Source organism: Sinorhizobium sp. KGO-5, from assembly GCF_036245905.1.
GTDB lineage: Bacteria > Pseudomonadota > Alphaproteobacteria > Rhizobiales > Rhizobiaceae > Sinorhizobium > Sinorhizobium meliloti_A.
Map to the genome: position 1 here is coordinate 410,412 of NZ_BDIZ01000003.1, position 14,527 is coordinate 424,938.

Sequence of the window (14,527 nt, forward strand, 5' to 3'; positions counted from 1 at the left end):
TGCGTCTATTACAAGTCCTCCGAAATCATGATAAGGGCTCGCCTGTCATTCACTCGATTAGGCCGATCCATGACGCAGATTCTCGAAATACGGGACCTCAAGGCCCTGGCCCGACGGCGCGTGCCGAAGCTTTTCTTCGATTATGCGGACAGCGGCGCATGGACGGAGGGAACCTACCGCGCCAACGAGGAGGATTTCGCCGGGATCAAGCTGCGTCAGCGGGTGCTGGTCGACATGTCCGACCGGTCGCTCGAAACGACGATGATCGGGCAGAAGGTCTCGATGCCGGTCGCGCTCGCCCCCACCGGCCTGACGGGCATGCAGCATGCCGACGGCGAGATGCTGGCGGCCCAGGCGGCCGAGGCTTTCGGCGTCCCGTTCACGCTGTCGACAATGAGCATCTGCTCGATCGAGGACGTCGCCTCGGTGACGACGAAGCCGTTCTGGTTCCAGCTCTATGTCATGCGCGAGCGCGAATTCGTGCTCAATCTGATCGACCGGGCCAAGGCCGCGAAGTGTTCCGCGCTGGTCTTGACGCTCGACCTGCAGATCCTCGGCCAGCGCCACAAGGACCTTCGCAACGGCCTGTCCGCGCCGCCGCGACTGACGCCGAAACACCTCTGGATGATGGCGACGCGGCCCGGCTGGTGCATGAAGATGCTCGGCACCAACCGCCGTACCTTCCGCAACATTCTGGGCCACGCCAAGAGCGTGACCGACCTCTCCTCGCTTCAGGCCTGGACGAACGAGCAGTTCGACCCGCAGCTTTCCTGGAAGGACGTCGAGTGGATCAAGGAGCGCTGGGGCGGTCCGCTGATCCTCAAGGGCATTCTCGATCCGGAAGACGCGAAAATGGCGGCTAAGACCGGCGCCGACGCGATCATTGTCTCGAACCATGGCGGCCGTCAGCTCGACGGCGCGCATTCCTCGATCAGCATGTTGCCGCGCATCGTCGACGCCGTCGGCGACCAGATCGAGGTACACCTCGACGGCGGTATTCGTTCCGGCCAGGACGTCCTGAAGGCGATCGCGCTCGGTGCGAAAGGCACCTATATCGGCCGCCCGTTCCTCTACGGCCTCGGCGCGCTCGGCAAGGAAGGCGTCACGCTCGCGCTCGACATCATCCGCAAGGAGATGGATACGACCATGGCGCTCTGCGGCAAACGCCGCATCACGGAGGTCGGCCGCGACATCATCGCCGAGTAGCAGGTGCAGGAAGCGTGTGGCGGTTTCCGTCGGGAGTGCGTAGCTTCAAAGACTTAGAGCAGAACTGCACGATCAGCAATTGGCCGAGGCAAGCATTTCGCTGATCTGAACGAGCTCCCCTATCGGCTGGGCCAAAGTCCCTCGGGAGGCGCCTGACGTCTCCACCCCTGCCGCAATACGCTCACTTATCGCGTCAAGGCCGCGCCATCGTGATGGAGCAAACGATCGTCAGCGGTGGCTCCCGGCGTGAAACCGCCTAATGCCTTTACATCCGCCCCTCAGGCTGGCGGCGCATCGCGGGACGCTGAAGCCCGCGTGATCGAGAACGAGGTCCGATCGCGAAGGCAACCTATCCTGGAGGATAGATTTCCCCCCTCCGAGAGTTCTTATATTTTCCCCTGCATCACACAACGCGCGAACAACCAAAGCACCGCGACATTGCTCGCGACATTGGGGATATCATGGGCAGTAGGACTGGCAGTGTCGGCCATCACATGCGGATGCCCATCGATCCTGCAATTGTTGGCGGGGTCATATGTGAGCACCGTCAGTCGACGAGCGCGCAGTCATGAGCGCGCCTTACTCCCGCAATTCCCGCGAGAGCGAAGCGAATGCTCCAACCCGGGCGACCGCGGACGGCATGCGGGTTGCCGATCACGCACCTGCAACTGAGATGTCGCGCGTTCTGCGGACAGCCCCTATTCATCTTGCGGCGGATTCCTCCGGCGGTGCAATTGCCCATTGGAATCATGGCCCCTTGCATGACGTCGTCGAGCCCATGACCGACCACGTCATCATGGCTTACAACGGCACGGTGCAGCGCATGGAACGACGGTCAGGAAGATCGGTCGAGAGTGGCACGTTTCGTCGTGGGGTTGTGATAATCATCCCGGCCGGGTCGAGCTCCCGCTGGGATATTCCAAAGCCGGTCGATGTCGTTCAGCTCTATCTCCCTCACACGACACTGACACGCATTGCCGAGGCAGCCGATACTTTCACGCCGACCGATCTTCTGGAGCGAACGGCGCATCCGGACCCCATTACGTCTCGGTTGCTCCTGAGCGCAGCCGATGTCCTGGAAGGCAATAGGGCACTGGATACACTTTTCAGGCAACAGCTAACTGATCTTCTGGCCACACGCCTGCTGGCTGCGCATACCGGCAAGGCGCCGAGCTACCAACCAGCGCTCGGCGGCCTGGCGCCGAATGTGCTGCGCCGGGCCATCGAACGATTGCGGTCCGATGCCGATGCGGACGTCTCCCTCGCAGCCCTCGCAGCTGATTCCGGGCTGTCACGTTTTCATTTCTGTCGCGCGTTCAAGGAAAGCACCGGGCTCTCCCCGCACAGCTGGCTGCGTCAATATCGGCTTGAGCAGGCCATAAACATGCTGCGCAATCCAGCAAATTCGGTGGCTTCGATCGCGGCCTCCCTCGGTTACGCCTCGCAAACTGCATTCGCGGCTGCGTTCCGTAAATTGACCGGCGAAACACCGACCGATTGGCGGCGCAGCCACGCTGACGGTTAAGTTCCTCTCGTCTTCGTTTCCGAAACAGTTCGTTATTCTTCGATGCACTCGGCTCGACCGCGTGATTACTATGTCCGCACGCCCCCGTTTTTCCTGCGCGCCCAGTTTCGGCCACTCTTTCGAAAGCTGACCGATAAGGGACCGGGCGATGTGCGTCGGCGCAATCGCTAAACCGCAATTGCGCTTTAACGGCGCCAATCCCTCTGGCGCAGCCGCAGTCCTGCTTCGCTAAATCATCATTGCGCCCAAGCCAAATAATCCTGGCGACACGGGATGGTCTGGGCTCGGACTGCGGGTCGATCGCGTGCGGCGACCTGTAGCGGCCAGCATGGCCGATTTTAGCCACTGCCCCTTCACTTCGATGGGCGGCGTAAAACAAATATGTGCAAAGGATCAATACAATGGCCTCCATTACAACCAGCGACGGCGTTCAGATTTTCTACAAGGATTGGGGACCGAAGTCCGCGCAACCCATCGTCTTTCACCATGGCTGGCCCCTCAGCTCTGACGATTGGGATAATCAAATGCTCTTCTTCCTCGGTAAGGGCTTTCGCGTGATCGCTCACGATCGCCGCGGTCATGGCCGATCGAGCCAGGCGAGCGAGGGCCACGACATGGATCACTACGTCTCCGACGTCGCCGCACTGATCGACCACCTCGATCTTCGTAACGCGGTCCATGTCGGTCACTCGACCGGCGGTGGTGAAGCCGCGCGGTATGTCGCGCGCTATGGCAAGAACCGCGTTGCCAAACTCGTTATGATTGCGGCAGTGCCGCCCCTGATGCTGAAGACCGCCGCCAATCCCGGCGGTTTACCGCTCGAAGTATTCGACGGACTACGCAGCCAACTGGCCGCCAATCGTTCACAGTTCTATCGAGATTTTCCGAGTGGCCCATTCTACGGCTACAACCGCCCGGGTGCCGAGCCTTCGCAGGCGGTCATCGCAAATTGGTGGCGTCAGGGCATGATGGGCGGCGCCAAAGCGCATTACGAAGGTATCAAGGCATTCTCGGAGACGGATTTCACCGAAGACCTGAAGAGCATCTCCGTACCGACATTGGTGTTGCATGGCGATGACGACCAGATCGTTCCGATCGGCACCTCCTCTCTATTGTCGGCGAAGCTGATCAAGGCCGCGACACTGAAGATTTACGAGAAGCTGCCGCATGGGGTGTGCACGACCCATGCAGATATCGTCAACGCCGACATACTGGCCTTCGTCACGGCCTGAGCAACGTCACTTCAACAACCCGCGCGGCGTCAACCGTCTCCCATTCGGAGCGGCAACGGTGGCGCGCAAACCCCAGGACACGGAGTAGACATTATGAGACTTGTGATTGTAGGCGCCGGTTTCGCCGGCATGTACGCTGCACTTTCCGCAGCCCGTCTGCGCGATATCGAAGGCGTCTCGGCCGAAGAGCTTGAAATCGCGCTGGTATCCCCGGAACCGACGCTTGTCATCCGCCCACGGCTTTACGAGCCGAATCCCGAGACCCTGACGGCGCCTTTGCAGAATGTATTTGACGCCGTCGATATCGCCTACGTGCAGGGTAGTGTCGAAGCGGTTGATACGAAGGCCTGCACCGTAGAGGTCGTCAACGCCGCGGGAGAACGAAAGTCCCTTCAGTATCATCGCCTTGTGCTCGCAACCGGCAGCCGGCTGTTCCGCCCGAATATTCCGGGCCTCGCCGAATACGCCTTCAGCATCGACAATGTCGATGACGCCATTGCCCTCGATCGCCATCTCCACGAGCTTGCTAAGCTGCCGGCCTCGGCCGCGCGTGACACCATCGTCGTTGCCGGCGCCGGGTTCACAGGTATCGAGGCGGCGACCGAGATGCCTTCGCGGCTGCGGACCCTATTCGACAAAACCGCCAATCCGCGCGTCATCATCATCGACCGCAGCAGCGCGGTCGCTCCCGACATGGGTGAAGGGCCTCGCCCGATCATTGAGGAAGCGCTGCGCAGCCTCGGCGTGGAGACGCGGCTCAACGCTGGAGTTTCGTCGCTCGACAAGTCCGGCGTGACGCTGAGTACTGGCGAGCATATCGAAACCATGACCGTGATCTGGGCGGCAGGCATGCGGGCCAATCCGATTACCACTAAAATTCCCGGCGAACGTGACAAGTTCGACCGGCTACTGGTCGACGGCTGCTTGCGTGTACCGTCCGTGCCAGGCGTCTTCGCCACCGGGGATGCCGCGCGCGCTGCTTGCGACGACTGCGGCAACTACGCACTGATGTCGTGCCAGCACGCCACACGCATGGGCGCCTTCGCGGGCAACAATGCCGCTGCCGAACTGTTAGGCGTACCGGCACGGCAATACCATCAGAAAGCCTATGTCACCTGCCTTGACCTCGGCGATGCCGGGGCCCTCTTTACCCGGGGTTGGGATCGAAAGGTGGAGATGGTCGGCGAGAAAGCGAAGGCGACAAAGCAGGAGATCAACACCGTCTGGATCTATCCGCCGAAGCCCGAGCGTGCCGCTGCACTGGCTTCTGCCGATCCGGAGCGTGTGACGAACCTTTGATTGCGAGCTGCGCTCTGAGCAAGAGCGCAGCTTTCCACATTTGGGCCTGCTCGTGAGGCACCCCGTCGGTTCATGGATAAGCTTCTGTGGCGCGATGCGGAGCCGATCGGGGAGCATCTCGTGGATGCGATTCCAGCTTTGCGTGCATCACCGGCATCTCTATCCGTGGCTGCACCTACAACCATCGACATCGCAGGCAGGCCAGGGTTCGCGGCGAGACCGTCACTCCGCTCAAACTGGCCATATTGACGCGTTTGACAGCCCACAATCCCCCGACCGCTTTTTGCAGGTCGCACCGATGCTCACCAAACGGGCCATCCGCAGGGCGCATTTGCCGCGACGGCCTCCGAACATCAGTGAACCGCGTAATTCGGTTAGACTTCCTGTACCAGGGCAAGCGAGATCGCTACAACTGGCTACGATCTTATGAGCCGGTGACCCGGACCGGCCGGGATGATTGATCGTCGATCGGTGAAGGCATGAAAGCAAGGCTTTCAGCCGGTATAGCGAGCGAAAGCCCGTTCGCTCCGCATCGGTCATGAAGGAGGTCGATGATCTCATTCTTGGCAGGAGTTCGGATTGCCACGTTGTCCACGCGGAATTGAAGTTCTATTTCGATGGCGATGGCATCGATTGCTTTCAGGGCAGCGACCGGCGGCGGGCTCTTGTTGACGAGGACACTGGATTGCAGCACAGACCGCATGATTTCCTCGACGACACGCGGTCTTTGCGTTGCAGCGACGCGCACACGGAGCGTGATCAGGTGGGTCTCGTCGGGGCGGCTGAGATTTGTCATGCCCTGCTTTGCCAAGACGCTGTTCGGTAGCACGACGACATTGTGGGTAGCGGTCAACAGGTTGGTGGAGCGCCAGTTGGTTTCGATGACGCGTCCTTCGGTTCCGTCGGTCAACTCAATCCAGTCCCCTATCGCATAGGCTCTGCCGAGTGTCAGCGCGATGCCGGAGAAGACATCGCTGAGCGTATTTTGTAACGCAAGGCCGAAGATAACGGCGATGACGCCGGAGGTCGTGACCAAGGTGCCGACCGGCATGCCGAAGACGAAGCCTACAACGGAAAGCGCCACACCAAGATAGATGGTGGCAATGGCCATATCCTGGATGAGGTGTGCTTCCCGCGGCCTGCGGTTCAATCTGACGTAGATCTGGATGAAACCGATGACGGCCCAGGCGAGATGGGTCCACCACAGGATTCTGGCCGATTTTGAAAGCAGCGCTTCAATGCCCTGCAAATAGACGCCATCAGGCCGATACGGAGCGATACCCCCAAGGTAAAGCACCGCGCTCATGGCGCTGAAGAATAGAATCTGGACGATCAGACGGTCCGTCGGTCTGGTGACGCCCTGGATGTGCCAGACGACAATCCCGGCAACTCCCAGAAAGTTGACCAGGACAAGCGGTACGGCGTTGTCATCACCAAACATGGCACAGATCACCGATTGTGGTTGAATCAAAGATCAGGCCGGGCGCCAACAGTGGAGGCCCGGCCTGATGGTCTATTCCTTGATCGGGAAGGTCAGTTCCGTTTCAGCGGTATCGACCACAAAGACGGCGAGCAGCTTTGCCGGCTTGGTCTTGCTGACGTTTTCGCTGATTCCGTGGCGATCGCCTGGCAATTCCGAAAAACTTTCACCCGCACTATAGACAGTGACGGGACCGTCATTGACCTGACTGCGGATCGCGCCCTCGAGAACGGTAGCGTAAATGAAGGCGGATACTGGATGCGTATGGCCCTCCGAAAAGCCGCCCGGATCGTATTCGACGAGAACGCCCTTCACGCTCTTGCCAGGAACGTTCGGCAATTCATGCTCATAGACGAGCGTAACCTTCGCGCCCTCATCGCCACCTGGCGAATCATGTGCGAGCGCCGCACCTGAGAGAAGAGCCGCCAAGGCGACGGCAAAATGCAATGTCTTGATCATGTCTTCCATCCTTTCGTGACTGGGGCACCGGGCTGCTCAATAGACCGCCGGTGCGCCGATCGTTACTTGCTGCGCGTCGTCGCAAACCACTCATCGAAACCGATGCGGCCGACGCGAGGGTGCTTGTCGGAGACGAGTGAACCCTCTTCCAGCTTTGCCCCAAAATACCGGGCATCCGGATCTGCGATGACGGTGCGGGAATCTCCGATCGCCTTGAGATAGCGCGCGGCAAAATCGCAAAGACGAGCGTGCTCGGGCCCGCAGATTTCGATGATGCCGTTCGCCGGCGCGGCAACGGCCGCCTCCGTCACGAAATCGGCGACGTCTTCGGACGCTATCGGCTGCAACGAACCCGTCGACAGGCGAGCAGTGCCGTTGACCGTGCCCGCCTCGGCGATACCGCCGAGAAACTCCATGAACTGTGTGGACCGCACGATCGTATAGGGTATGCCGGCTGCCCGAATGATCTTTTCCTGAGCAATCTTGGCTCGAAGATAGCCACTTTCCGGCAACCGATCTGCGCCGACGATGGAGAGCGCGACATGGTGCTTTACGCCGGCTGCCAATTCCGCCGCCATCAGGTTCTTGCCCGCTTTCTGAAAGAATTCGAGCACGGCGTTGTCCTCGAAGGATGGGGAGTTCGCGAGGTCGATAACCACCTCTGTATGCTTCAGTGCCTCCGCCAAGCCCTCGCCGGTCAGGGTATTGACGCCGGTTTTCGGGGCAGCGGCAATGACCTCATGCCCTTTCTTGCGCAGGCGCTCTGCAGTCTTCGAACCGATCAGGCCGGTTCCGCCGATGATAACGATTTTCATAAGAGGCTCCATTTGCGAGCGCCTATACGGTGCGCGTCGTTCGACAGGGGAATTTGAGAAAGCCCGATGCGTCAGGGATTTGAAGGCCGCGCTGAACACGGCCTTCAAAGTTGCACGTCTGGTTCGACCTCAATTCCACAAGCGGTCAGTAGTCCCAGAAGACCGGCACCCAACGAAAGGCCTCGCCATCGACCGCGACATGGCCAACGGAAGGAAACGGCATATGTGTTGCCACCAGCAGTTCGCCGGTGGCCGCCAGCTCCTGCAAAAGCCGGACGCGAACGCGAGCCGCCTCCTCGGGGTCGTGTTCGAAACCGTTGTGCCAGTCGGGGTGGTCGAATCCGACCGCGAACACGGCGTCGCCGGCAAACATGAGACGGTCCTTGCCCGATGCCACGCGGACCACGCTGTGTCCGGGGGTATGCCCGCCGGTGCGAGACACGACCACGCCCGGCGCCACCTCATGCTCATCCTCGAACAGCCGCAGGTGACTCTGATAATCTTTGACGAACCGCTTGGCGGCCGCCCGAAGCGCGTCCGGGAACCCCTCCGGCATCACCGCGTGTGTGAAATCGGGCGACTCCCAGAACTTAACCTCGGCAGCGGCAACGTGGATCCGCAGATCCGGATTCAGCTGCTCCTTCACCCCGTCGACCAGCAGTCCGCCAACATGATCCATGTGCATGTGGGTCAGTACCACGTCGGTTACGGATGCGAGGTCGATGCCGGCGGCCGCCAGCCGCTTCATCAACTGCCCAGCACGCGGCAAGTTCAAATCGGGGTCGAGTCCCAGGCCAGCATCGATGAGAATGGTCTGCTCGCCGCTACGGACTACGACGACGTTCAGCGCCCAGTCGAACGCGTCCTGCGGCAGAAACATGTCGCCCAACCAGGCGGCACGGGCGGCCGGCTCGGCGTTATGGCCCAGCATCGCGGTTGGAAGAGGTAGCACACCATCGCTGATCACCAGGACTTCAATCTCGCCGATTTGTACGGCGTAGCGTGACGGCACCAGTTCCTCGGATGCGGACCTACCGATATGTGAGGCGCTCTCCAGTTTCACGCTTGCCTCCTGAGTATTGCTGCTCATCTGGTTCATCTTTGAACGCTCCTCTGTTCTATGTCGTGGATGGCTTCCGCTTCGTGGGTGGGAAGCGGAGTGAAAGTCGATCGCGACACACTCAATGCCGGCGTGTCCTCTTTGATCTATCGAAAGCGATCTACGGCTGCGCCAGAACGATTGCTGCCGCTGTAGAGCTATTGCTGCTGACGCATCCGCATGCGGCGATCGCCCGGTGTCGCGCTCGGTCGAATTCCTGTGCGCGACAAATGTCCGGCGATGATCATTGGGATCGTCATTCGCGTAGCGCTCGGCTGCTTTGCCGGCAGATGACAAGGCATCACTCGTCTGGCGACCTGGTGCTTGGGCCTTTCCCATAGCCTTCGTGATCAACGTCGCGGAGCGCGTTGAGGCTCGGCGCTATTTCTCAAGGAACGCCCAACCATGGATTTCCGCAAGTTGCGGCCGCACGGCTGCCAGACTAGGGTGCGCGCAACCGCCAGCACCAAACTCGAAGCTGACTCGCCCTGACGCTGGTGATCTTATGTTTCATCTGTTTGTCGGAGCAGCCGATGATGCTCATCTGGCCGTATCGTCCCCACCCCTGGCATCTGGGTCTCTTTGTCGTAGCCTACGTCCTAGGCTGCGGCTTTGCGCACGCCCTGGCAATCGTCCCTGGAACCGGGATCTCCTTTTGGGCTCCTAGCGGGCTCTTCATTGCCACGCTCGCTCTTGTCCAACGGCAGAGCTGGCCGTGGTGGCTTCTAGCGGGATGTTTCGCCGAGATGCTAAGCAATGTCCTGTGGTTCCACAGCCCGTTCCCTGCCGCCACGCTGATATATGTCGGCAATGCCCTGGAGGCAGTCATCGGTGCCTCGCTGGTCAATTGGGCCTTAAAGAAATCGATGCGGTTGGAAACCTTGCGGGAGGTTCTCGCTTTCATCGTGCCGTGTGCTGGAATTGCACCGGTGGTGAGCGCCACCGTCGGAAGTGCGACACTCGCCTGGTTCGGCATATTGTCGCAAACCTTCACCGGCGCTTGGCCGCTCTGGTGGATTGGAGACGCCACCGGCGTCTTGATCGTTGCACCGCTGACATTCATCGTAATCCAGAACCGGCGCGACAAGACCGAGCTTTCGGCCGCGCGTTTGGCGGAAGCCTGCGTTCTTGCGCTGATTTTTCTTGGAGTCGCCGCCCTCTCGCTCGGTGGCTACTTACCCTTTGCATACATCATCATGCCGCCGCTTCTTTGGGCCGCGGTGCGCTTCGAACTCGAGGGTGCGGTCGTCGCCCTGGTCCTCCTCACACTGATCACGGCGATATTCACGATATCCGGAACCAGTCCGTTTGCCGGCGACGACGAGACCCAGCGCCACAAGCAGTTCATGCTACAGCTTTTCTTGGCAGTTTCGGCCGTTTCAGCGCTTATCGTCGCCGCCATATCCCGCCAGCATCAACTGGCATTGTCGAATCTGCAACAAAGCGTGGCTGCTTTGCGGGAGAGAGAGCGGGAACTCTCTCAGATCGTGAACATGGTCCCAGTTCATATCCGGCGGCTGACCCCCGAAGGCGAGCCAACGTTCTTCAATAAGCGTCTTACCGATTTTTTCGGCCTTGACCTGCAACAGTTGCAAAAGCCGAATGCAAGCGGGCTGGTGACGGCCGTGCAAACCCTCGTCCATCCCGATGATGCCGATAGGTTGCTGCAAGCCGTTCGCCGGTCCATGGCTACGGGCGAACCGTACTCCATAAAATATCGCATGCGGCGCGCGGATGGCGCCTATCGGTGGGTCGATGGCAGGGCCGAACCTTTGCGGGATGAAAGCGGAACCGTCTTGCAATGGTTTGCAATCTCTATCGACATCGATGATGAGGTCCGAATGCAAGAGGCGCTCAAGCAGAGCGAGCGTCGCTACCGCGAACTCTTCCACTATATGCCCATCGGTCTTGCCCAGATAGATGCAGGCAAGCTTATCCCGATGTTCAAGGAATTGCGGGCACAGGGCGTCGTCAGTCTCGAAACTTACATCGACGAGAACCCCGAATTCCTCAGCCACGCGCTGGAAGCGCTGGAGGTCGAAGAGGCCAACCAGCATGTCGTCGACATGTTCCGCGCAAAAAGCGCGGAAGAAATGGGCGGCTCGATCACTCGCTATTGGCAGCCGTCCCTCGCCACCATCCGCCGCTCCATCGAAGCACGCTATCGCGGCGAAGAGGTCTTCCAGGAAGAAACCAGAGTGGCGCGAATGGACGGCAGCGTCATGGACGTCGTTTTCGCCACCGCTCGGCCCGGCGCCATTGCCGACAAGAGCCTCGTCGGCTTTATCGACATCACAGAGCGCAAGAGGGCCGAAGAGGCTCTGCGCACGCGCGAGCGGGAATTCTCGCTGCTTGTGAACATGGTTCCCAGCTATCTCTGGCGGTTGACGCCCGACGGTGTCCCGAACTTTCTAAACCAGCGACTGATCGACTTCCTGGGCCCGGACGTCGTTAACGCGAATGTTGAAGGCGTTCATCCTCTGGCTGCCATCATTGGGGCTGTCGTGCATCCAGACGACGAAACGCACATGAGAAACGCGCTGTTTCACAGCGTTGCGACCGGCGAACGATTCTCCATGAAGTATCGACTGCGACGCGCCGATGGCGTCTATCGTTGGGTGGAGGGGAGCGCTGAGCCGATGCGCGATGAGGAGGGACGTATCCTCCAGTGGTACGGCCTCTCGCACGATATAGACGATATTATGCAGGTAGAAGAAGCGCTGCGGAACAGCAAGCAGCAGCTGGAGCAGATGATCGAGGCCATGCCCTTCAGCACCTTGAGCTTCGCGCCAACGGGCGAACTGACCTATGTCAGCAAGCGATATCAGGATCAGGCTGGCGCGCCGGGGGCGCAGATCAAGGACTTCGATGCACTGGCCCGGGAAGTGGCTCACCCCGACGACTTTCCAACAATGTTTGCACGCGCAAGGAACGGCTTTGCGACCGGCCAACCCTTCGTCAATCGGTTTCGTCGGCGCCTGAAGGACGGCAACTATCGCTGGATTGAGGCGCGCGCTCAGCCTTTGCGCAATGCGCACGGCGCAATCGTACAGTGGTACTTTGCTTCAATCGACATCGAAGAGGAGATGCGCGCACAGGAGGCATTGCGCGAGAGGGAACGTTTCCTCTGGCAACTGGTGGAAACCCTGCCGGCCATGATCGATTGCGCTGCGCCAAACGGCGAGCCGGTCTATCGAAACCAGCAACTCCGTGATTTCCTTGGTTACGAGCTTGAAGAACTCGACGGAAGGGCGAAATCCCGACTGGATGCAACGTTCGATGCCGGCGTTCATCCGGATGACCTTGCGGGCGTCAAGGAGCAGTATGCGCTTTCGTTGGAAAGCGGAGAACCTTATCGCAGAAAACATCGTCTGCGGCGTTTCGATGGCGAATATCGCTGGATCGAGATGCGCGCGGCGCCGATGCGCGACGATAAAGGCGCCATCGTGCAATGGAATGTTATTTGTCTGGATGTCGAGCGAGAGGTTCGGATGCAGGAAGAATTGCGACTGGCAGAAGAACGGCTTGCGCGCGCCGGCCAGGCAGCGAGCCTTGCCGAGCTGTCGGCTTCCATCGCACATGAAGTAAACCAACCGTTGGCGGCGATCGTCGCCAATTCGCACGCATGCTACCGATGGCTTTCGGCAGACCCCGTCAACATCGAACGCGCCAAGATCACGACCGAACGTGTGATCCGCGACGCCAAGTCAGCGGCGGACGTCGTCAGCCGGATTCGAGCCCTCTTCAAGCAGTCGGTGGAGAATAGAAGCATTCTGGTTCTTTCGGACGTTATCTCGGAAGCGTCTAGTCTGGTCGCCGCCGAAGCCTTGCGCCGTCGCATCCGGCTCAACATCGACGTGGAACCCAACCTTTCGCCGGTTACAGTCGACCGGATCCAGGTACAGCAGGTGCTCGTCAATCTCATTCGCAACGGCATGGAAGCAATGGATCCCATTGAGGACAACAAAACTGTTTATGTGCGCATGCATGAAATGGACGACGAGGTACGGATCGAAATAGGCGACAACGGAAACGGGATCGCGTTTCCCGAGCGCATTTTCGAGCCATTCTTCACGACGAAGGAAAATGGAATGGGCATGGGTCTCGCCATCAGTCGCTCGATCGTCGAAGCACACGGCGGACGTCTATGGACGGAAAAAAACGAGCCGCGCGGCGCAAGGTTCGTTTTCACCTTACCAGTTGTAGCGAAGGGGGCGACATGACGAGGGAGTATGTGCTTTCCTTGTCTACGACGCGGCAGCATCAATGGGCGCTCGGCGAGCTCCTGGAGCGTACGATGCGGAAGGCATTCTAAACATGCACAAAACAAGACCGATGATCGCGGTTGTCGACGACGATCCAAGGCTGCTTGACTCACTGGAGGAGCTTCTGGAATCCGCTGGATATACCGCCCGTTGCTTTGATTCGGCGAGCGGCCTGCTCGATCACGGACTTTCGAGTCTGGACCTGCTCATAACCGACATCGGGATGCCCCGCATGAATGGCTTCGAACTTCGTGACCGGGTGAAGAGTGCCTATCCGGAGTTGCCGGTATTCCTGACTACAGGTCGCCACGAAATCGCTGACCAGGATCGCGCCCAGGGCGTTAACGGCTTTTTCCGTAAGCCCTTCGACGCTCCTGACCTGCTGGTCGCTGTCAGCAAAGCGTTGCAAAAATCGAGAGATAGAGGGTGACATGAGACTTGGCCAGTCGGCTGGAACATCAGCCCTCCTGTTGCCACAAGGCAAAGAAAGTTCAGCCGAATCAATTGTCGTCGTCGTCGATGACGATGCAGCCGTGCGAGAGGGTTTGTCCGAGTTGATCCTCTCGGCGGGCTTTCAGCCCGCCAGTTTCGCCTCGACTCAGGAACTGCTGAACGCCGTCGACATATTGGATGGCCCGGGCTGCCTGATTCTCGACGTCCACATGCCAGGAGAAAGCGGGCTCGATCTCCAGCACCACCTGGCCGAGCGCGGCATTGCCAAGCCCATCATTTTCCTGACCGGTCGCGGCGACATTCCGACGACGGTTCGAGCGATGAAGGATGGCGCAGTGGATTTCCTCACCAAGCCCGTGTCGGACCGGACGTTGCTCGATGCGGTCATAGCCGCTATCGCGTTGGATCAAAGCCAGCGAGCGGTAGCGGTCGTGGTCAAGCGCAATGTTGAACGTTTGAACACACTGACGCGACGCGAGCGGGAAGTCCTACGCGAGGTGGTGACGCGCGGACGCCTCAACAAGCAAATTGCCTTCGACCTTGGCATCAGCGAGGCCACGGTCAAGCTGCATCGTGCCAACGTAATGCGTAAGATGGAGGTCCGTTCCATTGCCGAACTGATCAGGGTATGGGAAACCTTGCCCCCGACGGTGCGCGAGAGGGCGGAAGCAGGGGCTTGACCACCCGACACCGC

Annotated in this window: 11 protein-coding genes; 7 read left to right on the plus strand and 4 right to left on the minus strand. The window is 59.8% G+C overall.

Annotated features, from left to right (window positions below; translation table 11 throughout):
• Positions 1-69: 69 nt before the first annotated feature.
• The 4 genes from BHD07_RS15930 to BHD07_RS15945 all read left to right on the plus strand — a co-directional run bounded on the left by BHD07_RS15930 (position 70) and on the right by BHD07_RS15945 (position 5,262).
• Positions 70-1,206 (plus strand): alpha-hydroxy acid oxidase, encoded by a 1,137-nt coding sequence (locus BHD07_RS15930; protein WP_100670100.1) that lies wholly within the window; start codon positions 70-72, stop codon positions 1,204-1,206.
• A 568-nt stretch (positions 1,207-1,774) separates the two neighbouring features.
• Positions 1,775-2,731: a helix-turn-helix domain-containing protein gene (locus tag BHD07_RS15935; protein ID WP_338281552.1), complete on the plus strand. Its 957-nt coding sequence runs from the start codon at positions 1,775-1,777 to the stop codon at positions 2,729-2,731.
• 401 nt (positions 2,732-3,132) lie between these two features.
• A complete protein-coding gene (locus tag BHD07_RS15940; protein WP_275599265.1) occupies positions 3,133-3,963 on the plus strand; it encodes an alpha/beta fold hydrolase in 831 nt (276 codons plus the stop codon).
• A gap of 93 nt (positions 3,964-4,056) precedes the next feature.
• On the plus strand, positions 4,057-5,262 hold the full coding sequence (locus BHD07_RS15945; RefSeq protein ID WP_275599266.1) for an NAD(P)/FAD-dependent oxidoreductase: 1,206 nt from the start codon (positions 4,057-4,059) through the stop codon (positions 5,260-5,262).
• A gap of 424 nt (positions 5,263-5,686) precedes the next feature.
• Here the strand turns inward: BHD07_RS15945 and BHD07_RS15950 are convergent, their stop codons facing one another.
• The 4 genes from BHD07_RS15950 to BHD07_RS15965 all read right to left on the minus strand — a co-directional run bounded on the left by BHD07_RS15950 (position 5,687) and on the right by BHD07_RS15965 (position 9,115).
• A complete protein-coding gene (locus BHD07_RS15950; protein WP_338281556.1) occupies positions 5,687-6,703 on the minus strand; it encodes a mechanosensitive ion channel family protein in 1,017 nt (338 codons plus the stop codon).
• Between the two features lie 72 nt (positions 6,704-6,775).
• On the minus strand, positions 6,776-7,201 hold the full coding sequence (locus BHD07_RS15955) for a cupin domain-containing protein (protein ID WP_100670095.1): 426 nt from the start codon (positions 7,199-7,201) through the stop codon (positions 6,776-6,778).
• A gap of 62 nt (positions 7,202-7,263) precedes the next feature.
• Entirely contained in the window at positions 7,264-8,016 is a 753-nt protein-coding gene (locus BHD07_RS15960; protein WP_100670094.1) for an SDR family oxidoreductase, read from the minus strand.
• A 145-nt stretch (positions 8,017-8,161) separates the two neighbouring features.
• The gene (locus BHD07_RS15965) at positions 8,162-9,115 is read right to left on the minus strand and encodes an MBL fold metallo-hydrolase (protein ID WP_100670093.1); all 954 of its coding nucleotides are present in this window, start codon (positions 9,113-9,115) and stop codon (positions 8,162-8,164) included.
• 533 nt (positions 9,116-9,648) lie between these two features.
• On the opposite strand from BHD07_RS15965, the gene BHD07_RS15970 reads away from it, so the two are divergent.
• The 3 genes from BHD07_RS15970 to BHD07_RS15980 all read left to right on the plus strand — a co-directional run bounded on the left by BHD07_RS15970 (position 9,649) and on the right by BHD07_RS15980 (position 14,513).
• Positions 9,649-13,338, plus strand: a complete 3,690-nt coding sequence (locus tag BHD07_RS15970) for an MASE1 domain-containing protein (RefSeq protein WP_338281561.1) — start codon at positions 9,649-9,651, stop codon at positions 13,336-13,338.
• A gap of 94 nt (positions 13,339-13,432) precedes the next feature.
• Positions 13,433-13,810, plus strand: coding sequence for a response regulator (locus BHD07_RS15975; RefSeq protein ID WP_338281563.1), 378 nt, complete (start codon positions 13,433-13,435; stop codon positions 13,808-13,810).
• A gap of 1 nt (position 13,811) precedes the next feature.
• Positions 13,812-14,513, plus strand: coding sequence for a response regulator transcription factor (locus BHD07_RS15980; protein WP_338281565.1), 702 nt, complete (start codon positions 13,812-13,814; stop codon positions 14,511-14,513).
• Positions 14,514-14,527 lie beyond the last annotated feature (14 nt).

Excerpts from the sequence above, each read along its gene's own strand:
- BHD07_RS15975 (WP_338281563.1), top strand. The coding sequence starts at position 13,433 with ATGCACAAAACAAGACCGATGATCGCGGTTGTCGACGACGATCCAAGG.
- BHD07_RS15970 (WP_338281561.1), top strand. The coding sequence starts at position 9,649 with ATGATGCTCATCTGGCCGTATCGTCCCCACCCCTGGCATCTGGGTCTC.
- BHD07_RS15930 (WP_100670100.1), top strand. The coding sequence starts at position 70 with ATGACGCAGATTCTCGAAATACGGGACCTCAAGGCCCTGGCCCGACGG.
- BHD07_RS15960 (WP_100670094.1), bottom strand. The coding sequence starts at position 8,016 with ATGAAAATCGTTATCATCGGCGGAACCGGCCTGATCGGTTCGAAGACT.
- BHD07_RS15945 (WP_275599266.1), top strand. The coding sequence starts at position 4,057 with ATGAGACTTGTGATTGTAGGCGCCGGTTTCGCCGGCATGTACGCTGCA.
- BHD07_RS15940 (WP_275599265.1), top strand. The coding sequence starts at position 3,133 with ATGGCCTCCATTACAACCAGCGACGGCGTTCAGATTTTCTACAAGGAT.
- BHD07_RS15935 (WP_338281552.1), top strand. The coding sequence starts at position 1,775 with ATGAGCGCGCCTTACTCCCGCAATTCCCGCGAGAGCGAAGCGAATGCT.
- BHD07_RS15980 (WP_338281565.1), top strand. The coding sequence starts at position 13,812 with ATGAGACTTGGCCAGTCGGCTGGAACATCAGCCCTCCTGTTGCCACAA.
- BHD07_RS15965 (WP_100670093.1), bottom strand. The coding sequence starts at position 9,115 with ATGAACCAGATGAGCAGCAATACTCAGGAGGCAAGCGTGAAACTGGAG.
- BHD07_RS15955 (WP_100670095.1), bottom strand. The coding sequence starts at position 7,201 with ATGATCAAGACATTGCATTTTGCCGTCGCCTTGGCGGCTCTTCTCTCA.
- BHD07_RS15950 (WP_338281556.1), bottom strand. The coding sequence starts at position 6,703 with ATGTTTGGTGATGACAACGCCGTACCGCTTGTCCTGGTCAACTTTCTG.